This window comes from Mesorhizobium sp. WSM3873, assembly GCF_001672445.1.
GTDB lineage: Bacteria > Pseudomonadota > Alphaproteobacteria > Rhizobiales > Rhizobiaceae > Mesorhizobium.
Window position 1 is genome coordinate 91025 of record NZ_LYTM01000016.1, and the last position, 19702, is coordinate 110726.

A 19702-nucleotide genomic window follows, 5' to 3' on the forward strand; every position below is an offset into this window, starting at 1 on the left:
GGTCAGGTTCCGACGTGCTCTCTGCACACTGCCAAGCGGTAAACTCTTGTGTCCGGAATTTATTAGTATACAAATGATCTTCAGGTCAAGATGGCAGCGTAAAACGGCTTTCCAAACCGAGGCATATCCGTAGTCCTGGCATTTCGGGTTTCGGCAATGAATGAGAAATTTTCGGCGTCGGCGGGAAGCGTGGTTGCCGGCATCGATGTCGGGGGAACCTTCACCGATCTGCTCCTGATCGACGGCAAGGCCGGCGGCAAGGTGCACATCGCCAAGACCCCGACGACGGTAGAAAATCAGGCCTTTGGCGTGGTCGCCGCACTTGGCGCGACCGGCTTTCCGGTTGAGGGCATCGACCTCATCGTGCACGGCACGACGACCACCACAAACGCCGTGCTGGAGCGCCGGCTGGCCAGGACCGGCATGATCACGACGCGCGGCTTCCGCGACGTGATCGAGCTCGGACGGCGCACGCGGCCGCAAGCCTATGGCATGACGGGCACCTTCGTGCCGGTCATTCCGCGCGATCTGCGGCTCGAAGTGTCGGAGCGCGTCGAGGCCTCCGGCGCGGTTCGCCTGCCGCTCCACGAGGCCGAAATGCGCGATGCCGTGAAAAAGCTGCTCGACGCCGGCTGCGAGTCGCTCGTCATCCATTTCCTGCATTCCTACGCCAACCCCTCGCACGAGCGGCGCGCGGCCGAGATCGCGGCGGAGCTCTGGCCGAACGGCCACATCACCACCGGCCATGCGCTGCTTTCGGAGGCGCGCGAATTCGAACGCGGCGTGACGGCGGCGGTCAACGCCTCGGTGCAGCCGATCCTGGAGCGCTATGTCGAGCGGCTGCGCAAGGAGCTCGCGGCGAAAGGCTATGCGCGCGACTTCCTGATCATGAACGGCAATGGCGGCATGATCTCGGCCCGCTTCGTCACGCAGGAATCGGCAAAGACCGTCATGTCCGGTCCGGCTTCCGGCGTCATCGCCGCCGCTTACACGGGAAAGCGCGCCGGCTTCGCCAACTTGGTGACCTACGATATGGGCGGCACCTCGACCGACGTGGCGCTGATCCGCAACGCCGAGCCCGCGGTCTCGAACGAGATCGAGATCGAATATGCGATGCCGATCCACGTGCCGATGGTGGCGGTGCACACCGTCGGCGCCGGCGGCGGCTCGATCGCGCGCGTCGACGCCGCCGGCCTGATCCAGATCGGTCCGGAAAGCGCCGGTGCCAATCCCGGCCCGATCTGCTACGGGCGCGGCGGCACGGAACCCACCATCACGGATGCCAATCTGGTGCTCGGGCGGCTGGCGCCGAAGAAGCTGCTTGCGGTCGACAATCCGGTCACTGTCGAGCGCGTCACCGCAATCTTCGAGGACAGAATCGGCAGGCACACGGGCCTTTCCGGCGTCGAGGCGGCCGGTGCCATCTTGAGGCTCGGCAACATGAAGATGGCGGGCGCCATTCGCATGGTTTCGGTGTCGCGCGGCCACGACCCGCGCGATTTCGCGCTGTTCGCCTTCGGCGGCGCCGGGCCGCTGCACGCGACGGCGCTGGCCCGAGAACTCGGCCTGCCGAAGGTGGTGGTGCCGGCACGCCCCGGCATTACCAACGCGCTCGGCTGCGTCGTCGCCGACCTCAGGCACGACTTCGTCAATACGGTCAACCAGCCGGTAGCGAGCCTCGACGAAGTAAAGCTTCGCGAGTTGTTGGAACGGCACCGAAACGAAGGCGAGTCGCTGATCGGCAAGGAAGCGGTGAAGCCCGATGCAATCCGCGTCACCCACTCCGCCGACATGCAATTCGTCGGCCAGACGCACATCATCAACGTGCCGCTACCCTCATCCTCGGTTTCACGGACGACGCTGCAGCAGCTGTTCGAAAAAGCCTATTTCGCCCGTTTCAAGGTCGAACTGCCGGAGATCCGCGCCAATCTCGTCAACCTCAACACCTCGGTGACGGGTGTGCGGCCGCAGATCGACCTGTCTCAGCTGATCGACCCGGCAGGACGCGCGGCGACGCTGGAGGAGGCGCGGCGCGAGATCCGGCCGGTCTGGTACAGCGGGCGCTGGCACGACACGCCGGTCTATGCGCGCGAAAGGCTGCCGCTCGACGCAACAATCGAGGGACCGGCGATCCTCGAGCAGATGGACGCCACCACCGTGCTTGAGCCCGGCGATCATGCGCGTTCGGACGCCGACGGCAACATCATCATCGACATCGGCGAGGCCTGACAATGGCAGTCGAAGGGGCAAAGCTCGACACGATCACGCTTTCGGTGCTGCAGGCCGCCCTGCAGCAAGTTTGCGATGAGATGGATTTGACGTTTTCCCGCGCCGCCTTCTCGCCCGTCATCGCCGAGGCCAATGACCGCTCCGACGGCATCTATTCCGCCGTCGACGGCTCGCTCATCGCGCAAGGCAGCCAGGGCCTGCCGGTGTTCGTCGGCGTCATGCAATATTCGACCAAGACGGTGATCGAGATGATCGCCGACGGACGCTGCCTGGCCCCTGAGCCCGGCGACATCTACATCGTCAACGACCCCTATCTCGGCGGCACGCATCTGATGGACGTGCGCTTCGTCATGCCGGTCTACCGCGACGGCAAAATCTTCTGCTGGCTGTCCAACACCGGCCATTGGCCGGACATCGGCGGCGCGGTGCCTGGCGGCTTCTCGGCCTCGGCCACCGCCGTCGAACAGGAAGGTCTGCGGCTGCCGCCGGTGAAGCTGTTCAAGAAGGGCGTGCTCGATCCCGAGATTTACGCCATCATCTGCTCCAACATCCGCGTCGCCGACCAGCGCATCGGCGACATCCGTGCGCAGGCTGCGGCGCTGCTGATCGGCCAGGACCGGCTCAATGAAATCCTCGATCGTTACGGAGACGAAACCGTGGTCGACGCGGTCGCCGAACTGCGCCGCCGCGCCGCCGACCAGATGCGCGCCTCGATCGCCGTCATCCCGGACGGCGTCTACCGCTCACAGGCTTTTGTCGATTCCGACGGCGTGGTGAACGAGCCGCTGACCATCAATCTCGCCGTCGAGAAGAAGGGCGACAGCCTGACCTTCGATTTCGCCGGCTCGTCAAAGCCCTGCGCGGGCCCGATGAACAGCGTGCTGGCGACGACGCTGTCGTCGGTCTATCTCGCCATGCGCCACATCTTCCCCGAGGTGCCGATCAGCGCCGGCGCGTTCGAGCCGCTCAATGTCAAGCGGCCGGAAGGTACCTTCCTCGACGCCAAATATCCGCGGCCGGTCTCGGGTTGCGCGGCGGAGGTTTCGCAGCGCATCGCCGAGGCCGTGTTCGCGGCGATGGTGCAGGCCTTGCCGGAGAAGGTCACGGCAGCGCCCGCCGGTTCCAGCGGCAATTTCGCGCTCGGCGGCAACGACCCGGCACGCGGCCGCGACTATGTCATGTACCAGATTTCAGGCGGCGGTCATGGCGGCAACGCGGGCCATGACGGTTTGAGCAATGGATGCTCGACCATTGGCATTTCGAAATCGCCGCCGGTCGAAATCATGGAGCAGGCGTTCCCGGTACTCTACCGCCATTACGCGCTGCGCGAAGGCTCCGGCGGCGCCGGCAAACATCGCGGCGGCTTCGGGCTCGCCTACGAGGTCGAGATCCTGCGCGGTGAAGCCCGCGCGTCCTTCGTCATGGACCATGGCCGTTTCGGGCCGCAGGGCGCGCTTGGCGGCAGGGACGGCGCGCCGAACACAGTGACCGTGTTCCGGGGCGGCGAATCGCATGTGCCGCCGCATCTGTCGAAGGAGCAGGACATTGCGCTCAGGGCCGGCGACCGCGTGCGTGTCGGCACGCCCGGCGGCGGCGGCTATGGCGATCCGCGCGAGCGTGATCCGAAACAGATCGCCGAGGATGTCCGGCTCGGCTATTATACGCCTGAGCAGGCCAAGGAGATGTTCGGGGTCGATCCGGTGGTTTGATCAGGCCAGCTTCGCCAGCAGCCGCAGGAAGGTTGAGGCCTCCTTGGCCGTCAGCGGCGCCAGCGTTTCCTCGGTGATGGTGCGCGCAAGCGGGATCAGCCGCTCGATCGCGTCGCGGCCTTCAGCCGTCAGATTGACCAGCAGCCGCCTCTTATCCACCTCGTGCTTGGAAAGCTCGACCAGCCCGCGCGCCTTCAGCCGGTCGATGACGCCTTTTACGGTCGCGGCATCCATGGCGATCAGCGTGCCGAGCTGGTTCTGCGAGGTCTCGCCGATGTCGTAGAGCTTGGCGAGAGCGGCGAATTGCGGCGGCGTCAGATCGCCGATGTGCGAGGCGAAGATCGCCACATGGCGCTGATGCGCCTTGCGCAGGATGAAGCCGACCTGGTCCTGCAGATGGTAGTTGTTCTCGTCCAGCTCTTCGGCTTCGACCAGCCGCAGCAGATTGTCCTCGCCGCTCATCTCAAGCCGTCCCAAGCCTTGATGTCCGCGGCCGCAAGACCGCCCATGCGGTTGTGGACTCGCGGGCCGCAGGTCATGGCGAGGCAGAACAGGATCTCATCGGGACGCGGGCCGTCGCTGATGCCGACTTCCATCGCGTCGAAATGGCTGCGCACATAGGCGGCGTTTATGTGGCCGAGCGGGACATCGAGCCGTGCGCCGAAGGCGCCGACCTTCTTCGCCGATGGCACGATCGCCTTGGCGTCGCCGAGCCGCTCGCGCATGGCGTAGCCGCCGGGCACGTGCCAGAGCGCGCCGTGCTCCAGTTCGCCGGCACTGCCGACGATGGCGCCCTTGCCGTAACCGTCGATCTTTTTCACATCGCCGCCAAGGGCTGCGATCAGCCTGTCGGAAAGCAACAGCCCGAGCGGCTTCAGGTCCTCCATCGCGCCCTGCAGGTCCTCGACATATCGACCGGCAAACGGGTTCTTGACCACGGCGAGAGCCGCGGCGCGCAGGCGCGGCTCCTTCGCCGCTGGGCCGCCGTCGTGGAAGATCTCTTCGGTCAGCACCGCGACCTTGCGGATCGGGAATTCAGGCATGGGCAGTTTCCTTCGCTTTATGCTTGTTGGGCGCAGCGAGCGCCACGGAGCCACTGATGCGGGTTTGGCCGGCAAGGAACAGCGCCGACGCGGCGATCAGGCCGCGCCGGCGAAAATTTTCGGCGACGGCAAGGCCGTTGTCCAGCGCCCGGGCCACCTCGCCGGGCGCTAGCCCGCCGACGCCCTGCGTCACCAGCCGTTCGCCGAGATCGCTGTCGGGCGAAAGATCCCGCGCCGGCACGCGATGAACCGCCGGATGCGCAGGCAGGTCGACCGCGTTGGCAATCAGCGTCGCCGCGGCATCCGCCTCGGCGCCGGTCCGCGCCAGCACGGTGACCGCGTCGGCGATGCCCAGCGAAAAGGAGCGGCCGCGCCAGCCACTGGTGGCGACGCCGCGCACGCCGTCTTCGGCGCGGATCGTGATCCGGTCGGCCATGCCGTGCCCGGTGCCGGCGATCGCCAGCGTTATTGTCTCGCCCTTGGCGAGATGAATGGCGCTGTCGCCGCCATTGTTGACGTAGGCGCGCTCGAGCAGGCGTCCGGCGAGAAGCGCGGCCAGAACTTCGTCGGCTACCGAACCGGCGACCGCAGCCATCGGCGTGATGAAGCTTTCCGCGAGCGGTGCGACCGCGGCCTCCATGCGCCGCGCGGTCGGGCCTGCAAAGCCGCACGGCGGCAGAGACGCCGGACGGCGCAATTCGGGAAGCTCCTTGACCAGTTCGGTCAGAATCGTCTGGAAGCGCGCGACGGCCTGCACGCAGCCGGCGCGGCGTTCAGCTGCATCGCCAAAGGCCTCGACGATGAGGTCGATCGGCCCGTGATTGAGATGAAGCCGCCTGCCGTCGGCGAGCCAATGCGCCTGCGGACCGTTCATCAGTCGGCCCCATTGGCCGGGGTGCGGCGCAATTGCGCCAACGGCGGCCAGGGATTGCCGGCCGGCGCGCCGGCATTGCTGCGCGGATTAAGGTACTCGCCGCCTTTGGCGAGGATATCCTCGACGCTGCGAATTTCGTTCTCGTAACCGCCGAGCCGGACGTAGTCGTCGCGGCGCATGGTGAATTCGATCGGCGCGACCAGCGCCGGCGTCGGCACATAGCCGAATGCGCCTTCCGGCACGCGGGTGACATCGACCATCAGGGTGATGCCGCCGCCCGGCCAGACATAGACCGGCGCGCCGCCGACCGTGACATAGGTCTTCAGGCCCTGAACCGAGCGGGTGAGATTGACCGGGTTTTCGGTGACGCCGGCGCGCAGCGAGCCGCCGGCGCCGCCGATGAAGAGCACGGTGCACAGGGCCGGCTCGCAATTGTCCTCGATCAGGCCGACGGATTTCTGCAGCCGCTCCGGGAACGGTTTTTCGACCGGTTTCAACTGATCGTCCAGTTCGTAGTAAGCGAACTGTTCGCCCGTGGTCGAGACCATCAGCAGCGACAGGCCGGGGCGAGCACCCTTCTTGGCGTTCCAATCGCCCAGGATCGACAGCGGATCGGAGATCGTCGTGCCGCCCCAGCCGAGACCGGGCTCCGAAACCTTGAAGTAGCGGCCGGGCGTCGAGCGGCGGCCGATGATCTTTATCCCGGTATCCTCCCAGCCCAATACCTTGCCGGCCTGATGTTCCGACACGACGCCGGTGATATGGTCGTCAACCACCACAACCTCGTCGACGAGCCCGCGCCATTGCGTAGCGAACATGCCGATGGTGGCCGAACCGCAGCCGACGCGCATGCGATGCTCGATCTTGCCGTCGATGACCGGCGCCTTGCCAGCCTCGACAATGACCGTCGCACCGCCGTCGATGGTGAGCTCGACCGGCTTCCTGTTGCAGAGATAGAGAAGCGCGTCGCAAGTCGCGCGGCCTTCAGCCTTGGAGCCGCCGGTCAAGTGATGCACGCCGCCAAGCGACAGCATCTGCGAGCCATATTCGCCAGTGGTGACGTGGCCAATCGCCTCGCCTTCCGAGCGCACGGTCGCCGTCTCGTCGCCGATGTGGCGGTCCGTATCGATCTTCACTTTGACGCCGCAATAGGAGAAGATGCCCTCGGTGACGACGGTGACGAGATCGACGCCCTCGACCTCCTGGCTGACGATGAAAGGTGCGGGCTTGTAATCCGGGTAGGTGGTGCCGGCGCCGATCGCGGTGACGAAGCGGCGGCCGGTGTTGACCAGTTCACCAGCCCACTCCTCGCCCTCGGCGACGAATGGCACGACCGCGCCGCCGGTCTCGGCCGCGTGGTCGAGGATGGTCAGGGGATCCATGCGCACGATGCGCCCGCCGACATTGCCGTAGCGGTCGCAGGCGCCGGTGCGGCCGTCGGCGATGTAGCACATCACCGGACAGGCATCGCAGCGGATCTTCTCCGCCACCTGCTTCTCACCGGGATCGTGGGTTTCGAAACGTTCGGCAAGCTCGCTCACCGGCGCGCCTCCTTCTCGCGGATCGCCGCCAGGATGCGGCTCGGCGTCGCCGGGACTTTAGTGACCAGCACGCCGGTGGCATGCCGGATGGCGTTGAGGATCGCGGGCGCGGTCGGGATCAGCACATGCTCGCCCAAACCCTTGGCGCCGAAAGGTCCTTCCGGATCCGGAACTTCCACCAATATGTGCTCGACCGGCGGCACGTCGCCGATGGTCGGGATGAGGTAGTCGTGCAGGTTCTCGGTGCGGCCGGGGATGTATTCCTCCATCAGCGCCATGCCGACGCCTTGCGCGATGCCGCCCTCGATCTGGCCCTCGACCAGTACCGGGTTGATGGCCTTGCCGACATCATGCGCGGCGGTGATCTTGAGCAGCTTCACCGTGCCCAGCTTGAGATCGACCTCGAGCTCGGCGATCTGGGCGCCATAACCATAGACGGCGTAGGGCTTGCCCTGGCCCTTGGCGTCGAGCGGCAGCGTGGGCGGATCGTAGGTCTCTTCCGCGACGAACACCAAGCCATCGGCATCGATCTTCAGTGTACGCAGATCGATGCGTCGCGTCGCATCCCCCTCGCGGATGGAGATGCTTGCACCGTCGAGCGCGATCGTCGCCTTCTCGGAAACATTGGCGAAGCGCAGGATCTTGTCGCGCAGCGCGCGGCCAGCCTTCTCCGCCGCCTTGCCGGTCACAAAAGTCTGGCGCGAGGCGGATGTCTTGCCGGCGTCCGGCGTGATGGCGGTGTCGGCGCTCTTCAGCCGGAATTTCGCCAACGGCAAGCCGAGCGCATCGGCACAGATCTGGGTGATGACCGTGTTCGAGCCTTGGCCGATGTCGACGGCGCCCTGGTGGAGCACGACATCTCCGGAGGCAGAGATGCCGACCTTGATCGTCGAAGGATTGGGCAGCGAAGTGTTGCCGCAGCCATACCAGCAAGAGGCGACGCCGACGCCGCGCTTGCTTGCCGTGTTGACGGCGTTGAAGGCTTCCGCCTCGCCAAGCGCGCGCGCCCAATGCGGTTGAAGCAACTCCAGGCATTCACCGATGCCCACGCCCGATTCCAGGCGCTGGCCTGTGACCGTTTCGCACCCGTTCCGAAGGCAGTTCTTTAGCCGGAAATCGAGCCGATCCATGCCAAGCTTGCCGGCGAGCTCGTCGTAGAGGGTTTCCTGCATGATGGTCGCTTGCGGCACGCCGAAGCCGCGGAAGGCGCCGGCGATCGGGCCGTTGGTATGGATGGCCCTGCCCGTCGCCCGATAGTTCGGCGTCTGATAGGGGCCGGAGGCATGCACCGGCACGCGGTTGGCAACCGTCGGGCCCCAGCTTGCATAGGCGCCGGTGTTGAAATCGCCCTCAAAGATCATTCCGGTGACGCGGCCCTCGGAATCGGCACCGATGGTCGCCTCCATTTCGGCCGGATGGCGCTTGGTGGTCGACATCATGGATTCGTTGCGCGTGTAGGCGAGTGCCGCCGGCCTGCCGGTCTTCATCGCCACAAGGCCGATCAGAGGCTGCAGCGAGACATCGAGCTTCGAGCCGAAGCCGCCGCCGGTGGCGGTCGGCACGATGCGCACCTTTTCGATCGGGAGGCCTAGCACCTTGGCCGTGTCGTCGCGATCCATGTAGGGCGCCTGGGTGCAGGCGACGATGACGAGCGTGTCGCCATCCATGTAGGCGAAGCCGGCCTCCGGCTCGATATAGGCATGCTCGACGAAAGAAGTCCCGAAGGCGCCGGAGACGGTGACAGCAGCGGCGGCAAGGGCGCCGTCGGGGTCGCCATGTTCGACATAGCCGGAGGTGAGCAGGTTCGCCGGGCGATGCCGGTGGATCAGCGCCGCGCCGTCGGCTTTCGCCTCGCGGGGCTGCAACACATGCGGCAGCTCCGTCCAGGCGATCGGAAAATCCGTCAGGTCGAGGTCGAGGATGGCTTCGCGCTCGCCCGCCACCAGCGCGACCGCCTCGCCGCGAAGGCGCGCGAAACCTTCGGCAAGAGCCGGCTGATCGGCAAAGGGGCCGATGACCCCGAAGCAGTTCCTGCCCGGAATGTCGGCGGCGGTGAAGACGCCGGCAATGCCGGGAAGCGCTTTGGCCCAGGCGTCGAGATCCCCGAAGCTGAAACCGGCATGATAGTAGGGCGAGCGGACGACCAGCACCGACAGCGCGTCGTGCGGAAAGGAATCGCCGCCGAATTTTTCGTCGCCGGTAACCTTCGGCACGCCGTCGAGCCGGATCGGCGAGGCGCCGACGGCGCGGCCGACCTCCGGCAGGCGACGGTCGAAACCGTCCATATGCTGCGAGGCATGCATCACCGCCGCGACGATTTTCCGGTACCCCGTGCAGCGGCAGAGCACGCCGCCAAGCGCATCCTGCGTCTCGGCCTCACTCGGCGTTGGGTTGCGCTCCAGCAGCGCGGTAGCCGCGACCAGCAGCCCCGGCGTGCAGATGCCGCATTGCGCGGCGCCGTGTTCGAGGAAGGAGGCCTGCAAGGCCGACAACCTGCCGTTGGCGAGGCCCTCGACCGTGATGACGGACGCGCCGGAGACCGAGGCCGTCGGCACAAGGCAGGCGCAGACGGGATTGCCGTCGACCAGCACGGTGCAGGCGCCGCAATCGCCGGCGTCGCAGCCGACCTTGGTGCCGGTCAGCCGCAACTCGTCGCGCAGAACCTGCGAGAGCCGCTGCACCGGCGGCACCGACACGCTGACAGCCGCGTCGTTGACCTCGAAGGCAATATCGGTGCGCTCCATTGTCATGCGGCCACCTTGCCTTCGCCAAGGCTGGTCGCAGCGCACACTGCGCGGACAACGATCTCGCGCGCCGCATGCTCCCGGTATTCGGCGCTGCCGCGCACATCGGCGATTGGCGACAGTTCGTCGATCGGCGCGGACAGCACCGCATCGGCGAGCGCGGCGGTAACCGGCTGGCCGCGCAGGGCCGCCTCGACGCCGGCAAGACGACGGGCGACGGCGGAGCAGGCGCCGACAGCGATAGCAGCATCGGCGACCACGCCATCTTCGATCACGAGACGCGCCGCCGCCATGGCGATCGAGATCACGAGATAACGCCGCGCGCCAAGCTTGACGAACGCGGACGAGCCGACAGCCGAACGTTTCGGCACACGAATGGCGGTAACCATCTCGTCCGGCTGCAGCGCCGTGCGGCGATTGCCGAGAATGAACCCGCCAAGCGGCAGGTAGCGCGTGGCTTTCGCCGACCGCAATTCGACTTCGGCATCGACCACCTGCAGCGCCGGCACGCCGTCGGCGGCGGGCGAAGCGTTGCAGAGATTACCGGCGACCGACGCGACGTTCTGGATCTGGACCGAGCCGACTTCGCACGCGGCCGCCTTCAGCGCATCGAACGCCCTGGGCAGCTTGTGGCGCACGACGTCGGTCCAGGTGGTGCGGGCGCCGATCCGCCAATAGTCGTCCGTCTCGGCGATGCCGCGCAGTCCGGCGAGACCATTGATGTCGAGAATGTTGTCGCGGAAAGGTTTCGCGCCCTGCGCCGGATAGAAATCGGTGCCGCCGGCCAGAATGCGCCAGCGGTCCTCGCCAAGCAGAGCGAGCGCCTCGTCGACCGTGGTGGGTTTCGCGTAACGGATCACGCTTTGCCTTCCCAGAAAGGGGCCTTTCCGAGGGAATCTGCCGCCGTCCAGCCGGGCAAATTCATTCGTATGCAAATGATATCAACTTCGCCGCGATTGTCAAAGCGAAGTGGTCGGCCACGGCTTTGTTATACCGGTGGAGGTTGACGCAGCCGGCCATCTGGTCAAGGTTCCGTGTCCGGTCGCGTCAACTGGGGCCCAAGCCGAGAAAGAAGGGAGGCCGCATGGCCGACGAAGCGCTCATCGTCATCGACCTGCAGAACGACTTTTGCCCCGGCGGCGCGTTGGCCGTGGCCGGCGGCGACGAGATCGTGCCGCTGGTCAACGACCTGATCCGGCGGACCGATCACGTGATCCTGACGCAGGACTGGCATCCGGCCGGCCATTCGAGCTTCGCTTCCAGCCATCCAGGCAAGCAGCCCTTCGAAGCGATCGAGATGCCCTACGGACCGCAGACGCTTTGGCCGGATCACTGCATCCAGGGCAGCCTTGGGTCCGATTTCCATTCCGGGCTCGCCTGGACCAAAGCGGAACTGGTCATCCGCAAGGGTTTCCGCACCGCGATCGACTCGTATTCGGCTTTCTTCGAGAACGACCACACGACCCCAACCGGCCTTGCCGGCTATCTCAAGGAGCGCGGCATCGACACCATCACCTTGGTCGGCCTGGCCACCGATTTCTGCGTCGCCTTCTCGGCACTCGATGCCGCCAAGCAAGGTTTCAAGACGACGGTGCGGCTGGATGCCTGCCGGGGCATCGATCTCAACGGCTCGGTCGGCACGATGCTGAAACGGATGCGCGAGGCCGGGGTGATGCTCGAAGATCACCTTTCGGACTGACCGCGCCGTGAGGCATCGAGGGGGCTTTGCGACATTGGCGAAGGCGCTGGCGGCAACCATGACGGCCGCACTCCTTCTCGCCTTTCCACAAGCGGTTTTCGCAGCCGAGGCGCATGAGCTGCCCGGCGCGGCGATGTCGCTCTGGTGGGCGCTGCCCTTTGCCGGCCTGTTGCTGTCGATCGCGACCGGGCCGCTCCTGTTCCATCATGTCTGGGAGCATCATTACGGCAAGATCGCCGCCGCGTGGGCGGCACTTGCCGTGGTTCCGCTGGCGATCGCTTTCGGCATGCCGGCGGCAAGCGAGGCGGTGCTGCACACGCTGCTCACAGAATATCTTTCCTTCATCATCCTTTTGTTCGCGCTGTTCACCATTTCCGGCGGCATCCTGGTCGCCGGCAACATCCACGGCACGCCGCTGGTCAATTCCGGCCTGCTGCTGATCGGCGCAATCCTCGCCTCGGTCATCGGCACGACGGGCGCCTCGATGATCCTGATCCGGCCGGTGCTGCGCGCCAACGACAACCGCCCGTTCAACGCCCATGTGGTGATCTTCTTCATCTTCCTGGTTTCGAACATCGGCGGCTCGCTGACCCCGCTTGGCGACCCGCCGCTCTTCGTCGGCTTCCTGCGCGGGGTCGACTTCTTCTGGACGACCGCGAACCTCTGGCGCGAGACGCTGTTCACCGGCGGGCTGGTGCTGATCATCTTCCTGGCGCTCGACATCGTGCTGCATCGCCGCGAGGGCGGCTTGCCGAAGATCAAGGACCCGACACCGGACACGAAGGTGCGCCTGCGGGGCCTCGCCAACCTGCCGCTGCTGGCCGGCGTGATCGGCGCGATCCTGCTTTCCGCCAGCTGGAAGCCGGGCATCAGCATCCCGATCCTCGGCATCGGCCTGGAACTGCAGAACCTGGTGCGCGACGCGATCATCCTGGCGCTGGCCTTTCTGTCGCTCAAAGTCTCGTACAAAAACCACAGGGAAGCGAACGGCTTCAGTTGGGGGCCCATCGCCGAGGTGGCGAAACTGTTTGCCGGCATCTTCATCTGCATCGTGCCGGTTATCGCCATCCTGAGAGCCGGGCACGATGGCGCGCTGGCGCCGCTGGTTTCGCTGGTCACCTCGGCGGACGGCCAGCCCGACGATCTCGCCTATTTCTGGCTGACCGGAGCGCTGTCGTCCTTCCTCGACAACGCGCCGACCTATCTGGTGTTCTTCGAGCTTGCCGGCGGCGACGCTAGGCACCTGATGACGGAGGCGGCCTCCACGCTCGCCGCGATCTCGGCCGGCGCCGTGTTCATGGGCGCCAACACTTATATCGGCAATGCGCCGAACTTCATGGTCTTTGCTATCGCCAGACATCGCGGCTTCAAGGTGCCGGGCTTCTTCGGCTACATGGCGTGGTCCGGCCTGGTGCTGATCCCGACGTTTTTGATCGCGGGGTTTTTGTTTTTTAGGTGAAGCGGTGCAGAGCTTTACCTCCCCTTGTGGGGAGGTCGGGCCAGGTCCGGGTGGGGGTCGGCGCCAGCTCCCGCTGCTTCGCAGCGACCTTCAGCCCACGCCTACATAGCGCCGAACCGCGGAGGGGTCGGCGCGCAGTTCCTCGACATCGACCGTCTCGCGGTTGCGGCCGTTCTCGATGAATGAAATGCGGTCGGCGACCGACAGCACGGCGTCGACGCGCTGCTCGACCAGGATCGTCGAGACGCCCAGATCGCGCAGCTTCGCCACAGTCTCGCGGATCTTGGCGATCATCGACGGCATCAGCCCTTCGGTGGGCTCGTCGAGAAGAAGCACCTGCGGCTCGAGGCAGAGCGCACGCGCCATGGCAAGCATTTGCTGCTCGCCTCCGGAAAGCGTGCCGGAGCGTTGCTTCAAGCGCTCTCGGAGCAGCGGGAAAAGATCGAGGACGCGTTCCCGCGTCGCCTTGCCCTTGCCGCGGGCCATCAGGCCGATCTCGACGTTTTCCGCCACCGTCATGTCGGCGAATAATCGCCGGCCCTGCGGCACATAAGCGACGCCCGTCTTCGGCACGTCATGCGCGGCAAGCCCGGTCAGCTCCTTGCCGGCCAGTCTGATCGAACCGGCAGCGGCCGGAACCAGCCCCATGATCGCCTTCAGCGTCGTCGTCTTGCCGGCGCCGTTGCGGCCGAACAGGCAAAGCACTTCGCCCTTGTTGAGGACAAGGTCGAGCCCGTAGAGCACCTGCACCTCGCCGTAAAAACAGTCGAGGCCGGAAATGGCGAGCAGCCCGCTCTCGGTGCCGAGGAGATCAGCCATGGGTCGCTCCGAGATAGGCATCCTGTACCTCGGCATTGGCGCGGATCTGATCGGGCGTGCCTTCAGCGAGAATCTTTCCCGAATTGAAGACGGTGATGCGGTCGGCAAGCTGCATGACCACCGGCATGTTGTGCTCGATGAGCAGCACGGTGGCATGCTTGGCGATCTCGCGCACCAGTAGGACGAAATTGTCGATCTCGCTGTCGGCCAGCCCTTGCGTCGGCTCATCGAGGATCAGCAGGCGCGGCCTCAGCGCCAGGCCCATTGCCACCTCCAGCAGGCGCTGGTGGCCGTAGGAAAGCTGGCCGGCCGGCGTGCCGGCGCGGTCGGCGAGGCCGGTGCGTTCCAGCGCCGCCATGACGCCGCTCCTCACCTGCCCCTTCGAGCGGCCGTCGGTCAGCGTGCGCTGCACCGGCAGCGCGACATTGTCGTAGGCCGTGAGGTTGGCGAAGACGCTGGTGATCTGGAAGGTGTAGGCAACGCCGAGGCGAACCCTTTTGTAAGCCGGCATGGTCGTGATGTCGGCGCCGTCGAAGACGATCATGCCGGAGGACGGCCGGATGCGGCCGCTGAGCAGGCTGACGAAAGTTGTCTTGCCGGCGCCGTTGGGGCCGATGATGGCGCGGATTTCGCCCGGCACCAGCGCGAAATCGACGCCGTCGACGGCGCGCAAGCCCCCGAAACGGCGCGAAAGACCCTTGGTGGTGAGCAGCGGCATCACGGCAACCATCCGAGCCAGCGCTGGCGGACGCTGCCCAGAACGCCCTTCGGAAAGAAGAGCACCAGCAGGATCAGCGCCACGCCGACGATCAAAAGATAGGCGGAGGTGAAGCCGCTGGTGATGTCGGTGACATAATACATGAACAGCGTGCCGATGAGCGGCCCGAGAATGGTCGCGGCGCCGCCGAGCAGCACCCAGAGCAGTGGCAGGATCGAATACTGCACCGACGCGAAGCTCGATCCAATATAGCCGAACAGCAGCGCATAAGCCGCACCGGACGCGGCGCAGATGGCGCCCGAGGCAACGACGGCGACGAGCTTGTTGGCGACGGTGTCGTAGCCCAGCATCTTCGTGCGCTCCTCATTCTCGCGAATGGCGACCAGCACGCGGCCGAAGCGGGAGCGAGCGACGGCAAGCGTGATGAGCAGCACGACCGAGAACAGCGCCAGAGCGCTCATGTAGCGCACAGTCGGATTGGTCAGGTCGAGCGATGCGCCGCCGATCGCGATTATTCTCGACGGCTGCTGGATGACCAGGCCCTGGTCGCCGCCGGTCCAGGCGGCGAAATAAAGGATGAGCAGATAGAAGACCTGCGCGAACATCATGGTGACGATCATGAAGGCCACACCCGATGTGCGCAGCGCGAGCAGGCCGATGACCAAGGCAAGCAGGGCGCCGCAGGCAACCCCGGCAACGAAGGCTTCCGGCACGCCCCAGCCCAATTGATAGACAGCCAGCCCGGCACCATAGAGGCCGGCCGAGAAGAACATGGCGTGACCGAGGCTGAGAAGGCCGACATAGCCGAAGAGCAGATTGTAGCCCATGGCGAAGACGGCAAGCGCCATGATGCGCGCGAACAGGCCCTGATGATAATCGGGCAGGACGAAATTCAGCGCGAACAGGAGCGCGATGACGCCGATATGCAGCGCGTAGGTCTTCGCCGGCGAAGCATCCTTCATCGCGCCGCCGTCCCGAACAGGCCCTGCGGCCGGAACACCAGCACCATGGCGACCACCAGCGTGGCGATGATCTTGGCCAAGGTCGGCGAGAAGAACACCGAGACGATGCCGTCGGAGAGGCCGATCAGGATGGCGGCGACCAGGGTGCCGCGCAGCGAGCCGAGCCCGCCGATGATGACGACGATGAAGGACAACAGCAGCGGGTCCTGCCCCATCAGGTAATGCGCCTGGCTGATCGGCACGATCAGCACCGCCGCGATCGCCGCCAGCATGGCGCCGATGGCGAACACGCCGGCATAGACGCGCTCGACCGGGATGCCGAAGGCCTGCGCCGTCTCGCGGTCATACTGGGTGGCGCGCATGATCAGGCCGATTTTCGTCCGTGTCAGCACCAGCCAGGTGATCACCAGCAGAACCGCGGAGGCGGCAATGACCGAGAGCTTGTAGCCTGAATAGCCGAACCACGGCAGCAGGATGCGGTAGTTGAAGGGTGGCTCGACCGGGCGCGCTTCCGGGCCGTAGAAGGTCAGCGCCAGCTGCTGGATGATATAGAGCATGCCGATGGTGGCGACGATGGTGCCTTCGGGATTGTAGTTCAGCCGGCGCAGCACCAGCCATTCGGCAAGAAACGCGACCAGCCCGACCAGCAAGGGCGCAATCACCAGCGCGGCGACGAAGCCGACCGCGGGATGGCCGGAAATCGCCGTCGAGATCGCCCAGGCAAGCACGGCGCCCAGCATGAAGAACTCGCCATGCGCGACATTGACGATGCGCATGACGCCGAACACCAGCGACAGGCCAAGCGCCGTCAGCGCCAGCACGGCGGACGTGACGAGGCCTTCCAGGGCGGCGAGCAGGAGGTGGGGTCCGAAGTGCATGGGCTAGATACCGGCGGATGCGCGAGGCACCCCCCACTGCCCTGCCGGGCTGTCCGGCAGGGCAGTGGGGGGTGGCTTGGCGCTCACGCTCGGTGAAACGTCGAAGCTCACAGCGCTTGCGTCGTGTAATCCCCTTCCGGCTCGTAGAGGCCGTCCTCGATCTTGGTCTTGTGGACGACCTTCAGCTTGCCGCCTTCGACCTTGGAGATGTTCTGGATGCCGAAGCATTGGTGGATCTTGCCGTTAAACGTTTTCGGACCCTGCGGATGCTCCGGTCCTTCGGCGAATTCCTTCAGCGCTTCGGTTGCCTCGACCAGCTTGGCGCGGTCTTCCGGCCCCTTGTAGCCGGCATCCTCCATCGCCTTCTTGATGACATAGAGCGTCTCCCAGCAGCCGAACATGTGGGCGGCGGTGGAGACGTCCTTGGGGTCGCCGACGGCGGCGCCATTGTCGTCGATGCCGACGGCGGCGCGATAGGCCTTCTGCGCGGCGGAGTCATCGGGCTGCGCGTAGCGCGGCGAGCCTTCCCAGAAATGGCTGCCGTCGAGGAATTCGAGGCCGGGGCTGTTGATATCGACGGCTTCGAGGGAGTCGATGAAGCCGAAGAGCTGCGGCCTTTGCGAGCCGTAGAACTCGCCGAGTTCCTTGACGAAGGTGAGCACGGCCGGACCGACCATGACGTGGTAGATCACCTCGGTCTCGGCCGGGATCTGCGGGAAATATTTGGTGAAGGACGACTCCGTCGGCGGGATGGCGATCTGCGCGATCACGTCGGCGCCTTGCGCCTTCAACGCCGGCGGCAGATAGTCGCGATGGTCGTAGCCGAAGGCGAAGTCGGGGAAGATCTGCGTCACCTTCTTGCCGGCATTCGCCGCGATCCACGGCGCCATCGATTGGATCTGGCTCTTCACGTCGGTGATGCCGGGCTGGAAGACGTAGCGGTTGAGCTTCGTCGAGGCGACGTGGTGGCCTTCGCTGACCACGAAATAGGGAATCTTGTTCTCGCCGGCGGCGGGCGCCGAGCCGATCACCACATGCGAGAACAGCGTGCCGAAGACGATGTCGGTCTTATGCTGCGTGGCGAACTTGCCGACCACCTCGGCGCCGCGGGCAGGATCGGTGCCATCATCTTCGATCACCAGCTCGACCTTGCGGCCGCTGATACCGCCGGCATCGTTGATCGCCTTGACGGCGGCGGCGCTCGTCTTCTCGTACCAGCGGCCGTAGGCGGCGCCGATGCCGGTGCGGTGCGACTGGAAGCCGATCTTGATCGGCGCCGAGCTCTGCGCCTGGCTGTAGCGAACGAAGCCGGGCGCGAGCGCCAGGCCGGCGCCGGCGGCGATGCCTTTCAGCGCGGTGCGGCGGGAAAGCGTGCTTTTGGAGAGGTCGAAAAATCCGTTCTTGTCAGCCATGTCCGTTCCCCTGTTTTCAGTTTTTTGACCAGCGATAAGGCGGCTCGATCCTCCGCGCTCGGAGGACCCGAAAATTGCATGTGTACAAACTAAATCACCAAAGCCGTGACGTGGCAAGCGAGCTTCCACTCCAGCGCCGCGCGTCCTCTAGGGACGCGCAAAGGACGCTGGAGCACTTTCATGTTGCGCATGATCCTTTCCGAAAATCGAACCCGGTTTTCGGGGTCATGTGCGCGTCATGACGGGCCCTTGTCTCATCCCACCGTCGGCGTGGCAAGCAGCCATAGGCCGAATATGGTGTAGGCGATCATCAGAAGCGTCAGCGGCAGCTGGCTGAGCGCCGCGCGCGACGGCTGCGGGTGGAGTCGCCAGGCTAGGCCGTGTGCGATCAGGACCGCCAGCACATGGCCGGCGATGATGACGCCGGCCTGCAGATTCCACAGCCACCAGGCCGACTCGGCGCCGGCGACAACGCCCGCCTCGACCATCCTGTCGGCGGTGCCGACCAGGTTCCAGCCGAGCGCGAACGGGTCGGACAAAGCGACCAGCGCGTATTGGCCGTCGACGAGCAGCGCCGTGAGGTAGTGAGCGATGTGGTAGGCGAGCGCGATCGGCACGATCGACCAAACCAGGAGGCCGGCGGCTTTCTCGAACGGTTGCCCGTCGCCGGCAAGGCGCTGGCCGAGTGAAACGGCAAGCGCGAACACGGCCGCCAACAAGATGAATGTCAGCACCAAGCCAAAGCTGCCGATGCCGATCAACGCGGTGCGGCCGGGAAATTCCAGCGGATTGACGCCGAACAGGCCGAGCCAGAAGAAGGTTTTGGAAAGACCGTCGAAGGATACGGACGAGAGCGCCAGCAGCAGGAACGCCGTGCCGCTTGCCGGCAGCGACGAGGCGGAAAGCAGCTTCGCACCGGGCCAGCCGAGGTGGAGCCGGCCTTTCTCGCGCTGCAAAGGCGCGAAGCGGGCGACCATGGAGAAGAAGACGGTCAGGAATTCGCCGCGCCGACTCCAGTCTTCGTAGCCGAAGACGCATATGGCGGCGAAGCTGAGCAGCCAGTAGATGCCGGCGGCGAAGGCCAGGCGCGACGGATCGTCGGGCGCGGGATCGATGAGCTCGAACCAGGCGAAGCCGAAGAACAGGACGAACGCCGGCCAGTAGCCGAGCCATTTGGGAAGGAGCGATGGCTCGGCTTCGTCAGTGCGAAGGCTGAAGACGCGAGATGCAACGCGCCAGGGGCCGTACCACGGGTTGAGCCAGGACCAGAGATCGCCAAGTACCCCCTGCAGCAGCGTGAAACCGGCCCAGAGCAGCGTCCAGATCACCAGAGGCAAGGGGTTGGAGAGTGGATCACGGCTGCCGAACAGGCCGGTGGCGATGAGAAGCACGAAGCCGGCAAGGGAAAGCAGGCTGAGGACGGTGCGCGGGTGGTCGCTGACAGTGAACAACGAGAGGCGCCGGCGCCAGAAGCGGTCAAGAGCGGCGGGCGGCAGCAGCGCCAGCGTCAGAAAGCTGAAAGCCACCGCAAGCGCGCCACCAGCGATGTAGTAGCCCGTGGGAAGAAGCAGGACATGGCCGCGGTCAGAGGCGTGGGCGAAGGCGGGGGTGGGGA

At 65.7% G+C, this 19702-nt stretch carries 16 protein-coding genes; 4 read left to right on the forward strand and 12 right to left on the reverse strand.

Going from position 1 to position 19702, the window contains the following annotated elements; all coding sequences use genetic code 11:
- Positions 1–156: 156 nt before the first annotated feature.
- Positions 157–2229: a hydantoinase/oxoprolinase family protein gene (locus A9K71_RS13780; protein ID WP_066996147.1), complete on the forward strand. Its 2073-nt coding sequence runs from the start codon at positions 157–159 to the stop codon at positions 2227–2229.
- Between the two features lie 2 nt (positions 2230–2231).
- On the forward strand, positions 2232–3938 hold the full coding sequence (locus A9K71_RS13785) for a hydantoinase B/oxoprolinase family protein (protein ID WP_066996150.1): 1707 nt from the start codon (positions 2232–2234) through the stop codon (positions 3936–3938).
- Here A9K71_RS13785 and A9K71_RS13790 read toward each other — a convergent pair whose 3' ends face one another.
- The 6 genes from A9K71_RS13790 to A9K71_RS13815 are packed head-to-tail and all read right to left on the reverse strand — an operon-like array spanning position 3939 to position 11000.
- Positions 3939–4400: a MarR family transcriptional regulator gene (locus tag A9K71_RS13790; protein ID WP_066996153.1), complete on the reverse strand. Its 462-nt coding sequence runs from the start codon at positions 4398–4400 to the stop codon at positions 3939–3941. It abuts the gene before it with no gap.
- Positions 4397–4981, reverse strand: a complete 585-nt coding sequence (locus tag A9K71_RS13795; protein ID WP_066996156.1) for an amino acid synthesis family protein — start codon at positions 4979–4981, stop codon at positions 4397–4399. The genes A9K71_RS13790 and A9K71_RS13795 overlap by 4 nt, the downstream gene beginning before the upstream one ends.
- The gene (locus tag A9K71_RS13800; protein WP_066996158.1) at positions 4974–5855 is read right to left on the reverse strand and encodes a thiamine biosynthesis protein ApbE; all 882 of its coding nucleotides are present in this window, start codon (positions 5853–5855) and stop codon (positions 4974–4976) included. Before A9K71_RS13800 ends, A9K71_RS13795 begins: the two co-directional genes overlap by 8 nt.
- On the reverse strand, positions 5855–7396 hold the full coding sequence (locus tag A9K71_RS13805) for a 6-hydroxynicotinate reductase (protein ID WP_066996161.1): 1542 nt from the start codon (positions 7394–7396) through the stop codon (positions 5855–5857). Before A9K71_RS13805 ends, A9K71_RS13800 begins: the two co-directional genes overlap by 1 nt.
- Positions 7393–10146 (reverse strand): molybdopterin-dependent oxidoreductase, encoded by a 2754-nt coding sequence (locus A9K71_RS13810; protein ID WP_066996164.1) that lies wholly within the window; start codon positions 10144–10146, stop codon positions 7393–7395. Before A9K71_RS13810 ends, A9K71_RS13805 begins: the two co-directional genes overlap by 4 nt.
- On the reverse strand, positions 10143–11000 hold the full coding sequence (locus tag A9K71_RS13815) for a xanthine dehydrogenase family protein subunit M (protein WP_066996167.1): 858 nt from the start codon (positions 10998–11000) through the stop codon (positions 10143–10145). The genes A9K71_RS13810 and A9K71_RS13815 overlap by 4 nt, the downstream gene beginning before the upstream one ends.
- A gap of 224 nt (positions 11001–11224) precedes the next feature.
- On the opposite strand from A9K71_RS13815, the gene pncA reads away from it, so the two are divergent.
- Together pncA and A9K71_RS13825 are read left to right on the forward strand one after the other, a co-directional pair.
- Positions 11225–11839 (forward strand): bifunctional nicotinamidase/pyrazinamidase, encoded by a 615-nt coding sequence (gene pncA / locus A9K71_RS13820; RefSeq protein WP_066996170.1) that lies wholly within the window; start codon positions 11225–11227, stop codon positions 11837–11839.
- A gap of 58 nt (positions 11840–11897) precedes the next feature.
- A complete protein-coding gene (locus A9K71_RS13825) occupies positions 11898–13298 on the forward strand; it encodes a sodium:proton antiporter (protein WP_066996202.1) in 1401 nt (466 codons plus the stop codon).
- Between the two features lie 90 nt (positions 13299–13388).
- On the opposite strand, the gene A9K71_RS13830 is transcribed toward A9K71_RS13825, so the two are convergent.
- The 6 genes from A9K71_RS13830 to A9K71_RS13855 form a co-directional block, all read right to left on the reverse strand.
- Positions 13389–14117, reverse strand: coding sequence for an ABC transporter ATP-binding protein (locus A9K71_RS13830; RefSeq protein WP_066996172.1), 729 nt, complete (start codon positions 14115–14117; stop codon positions 13389–13391).
- Entirely contained in the window at positions 14110–14838 is a 729-nt protein-coding gene (locus tag A9K71_RS13835; RefSeq protein ID WP_066996206.1) for an ABC transporter ATP-binding protein, read from the reverse strand. Before A9K71_RS13835 ends, A9K71_RS13830 begins: the two co-directional genes overlap by 8 nt.
- Entirely contained in the window at positions 14835–15797 is a 963-nt protein-coding gene (locus A9K71_RS13840) for a branched-chain amino acid ABC transporter permease (RefSeq protein ID WP_066996175.1), read from the reverse strand. Before A9K71_RS13840 ends, A9K71_RS13835 begins: the two co-directional genes overlap by 4 nt.
- The gene (locus A9K71_RS13845; RefSeq protein WP_066996178.1) at positions 15794–16675 is read right to left on the reverse strand and encodes a branched-chain amino acid ABC transporter permease; all 882 of its coding nucleotides are present in this window, start codon (positions 16673–16675) and stop codon (positions 15794–15796) included. The genes A9K71_RS13840 and A9K71_RS13845 overlap by 4 nt, the downstream gene beginning before the upstream one ends.
- A 107-nt stretch (positions 16676–16782) precedes the next feature.
- Positions 16783–18087: an ABC transporter substrate-binding protein gene (locus A9K71_RS13850; protein WP_066996181.1), complete on the reverse strand. Its 1305-nt coding sequence runs from the start codon at positions 18085–18087 to the stop codon at positions 16783–16785.
- Positions 18088–18341: 254 nt separating this feature from the next.
- Positions 18342–19702 (reverse strand): hypothetical protein (locus tag A9K71_RS13855; protein ID WP_066996208.1); only part of this gene is annotated, 1361 nt, incomplete at its 5' end.

Excerpts from the sequence above, each read along its gene's own strand:
- A9K71_RS13845 (WP_066996178.1), bottom strand. The coding sequence starts at position 16,675 with ATGCACTTCGGACCCCACCTCCTGCTCGCCGCCCTGGAAGGCCTCGTC.
- A9K71_RS13780 (WP_066996147.1), top strand. The coding sequence starts at position 157 with ATGAATGAGAAATTTTCGGCGTCGGCGGGAAGCGTGGTTGCCGGCATC.
- A9K71_RS13850 (WP_066996181.1), bottom strand. The coding sequence starts at position 18,087 with ATGGCTGACAAGAACGGATTTTTCGACCTCTCCAAAAGCACGCTTTCC.
- A9K71_RS13795 (WP_066996156.1), bottom strand. The coding sequence starts at position 4,981 with ATGCCTGAATTCCCGATCCGCAAGGTCGCGGTGCTGACCGAAGAGATC.
- A9K71_RS13790 (WP_066996153.1), bottom strand. The coding sequence starts at position 4,400 with ATGAGCGGCGAGGACAATCTGCTGCGGCTGGTCGAAGCCGAAGAGCTG.
- A9K71_RS13785 (WP_066996150.1), top strand. The coding sequence starts at position 2,232 with ATGGCAGTCGAAGGGGCAAAGCTCGACACGATCACGCTTTCGGTGCTG.
- pncA (WP_066996170.1), top strand. The coding sequence starts at position 11,225 with ATGGCCGACGAAGCGCTCATCGTCATCGACCTGCAGAACGACTTTTGC.
- A9K71_RS13830 (WP_066996172.1), bottom strand. The coding sequence starts at position 14,117 with ATGGCTGATCTCCTCGGCACCGAGAGCGGGCTGCTCGCCATTTCCGGC.
- A9K71_RS13810 (WP_066996164.1), bottom strand. The coding sequence starts at position 10,146 with ATGACAATGGAGCGCACCGATATTGCCTTCGAGGTCAACGACGCGGCT.
- A9K71_RS13825 (WP_066996202.1), top strand. The coding sequence starts at position 11,898 with ATGACGGCCGCACTCCTTCTCGCCTTTCCACAAGCGGTTTTCGCAGCC.
- A9K71_RS13800 (WP_066996158.1), bottom strand. The coding sequence starts at position 5,855 with ATGAACGGTCCGCAGGCGCATTGGCTCGCCGACGGCAGGCGGCTTCAT.
- A9K71_RS13840 (WP_066996175.1), bottom strand. The coding sequence starts at position 15,797 with ATGAAGGATGCTTCGCCGGCGAAGACCTACGCGCTGCATATCGGCGTC.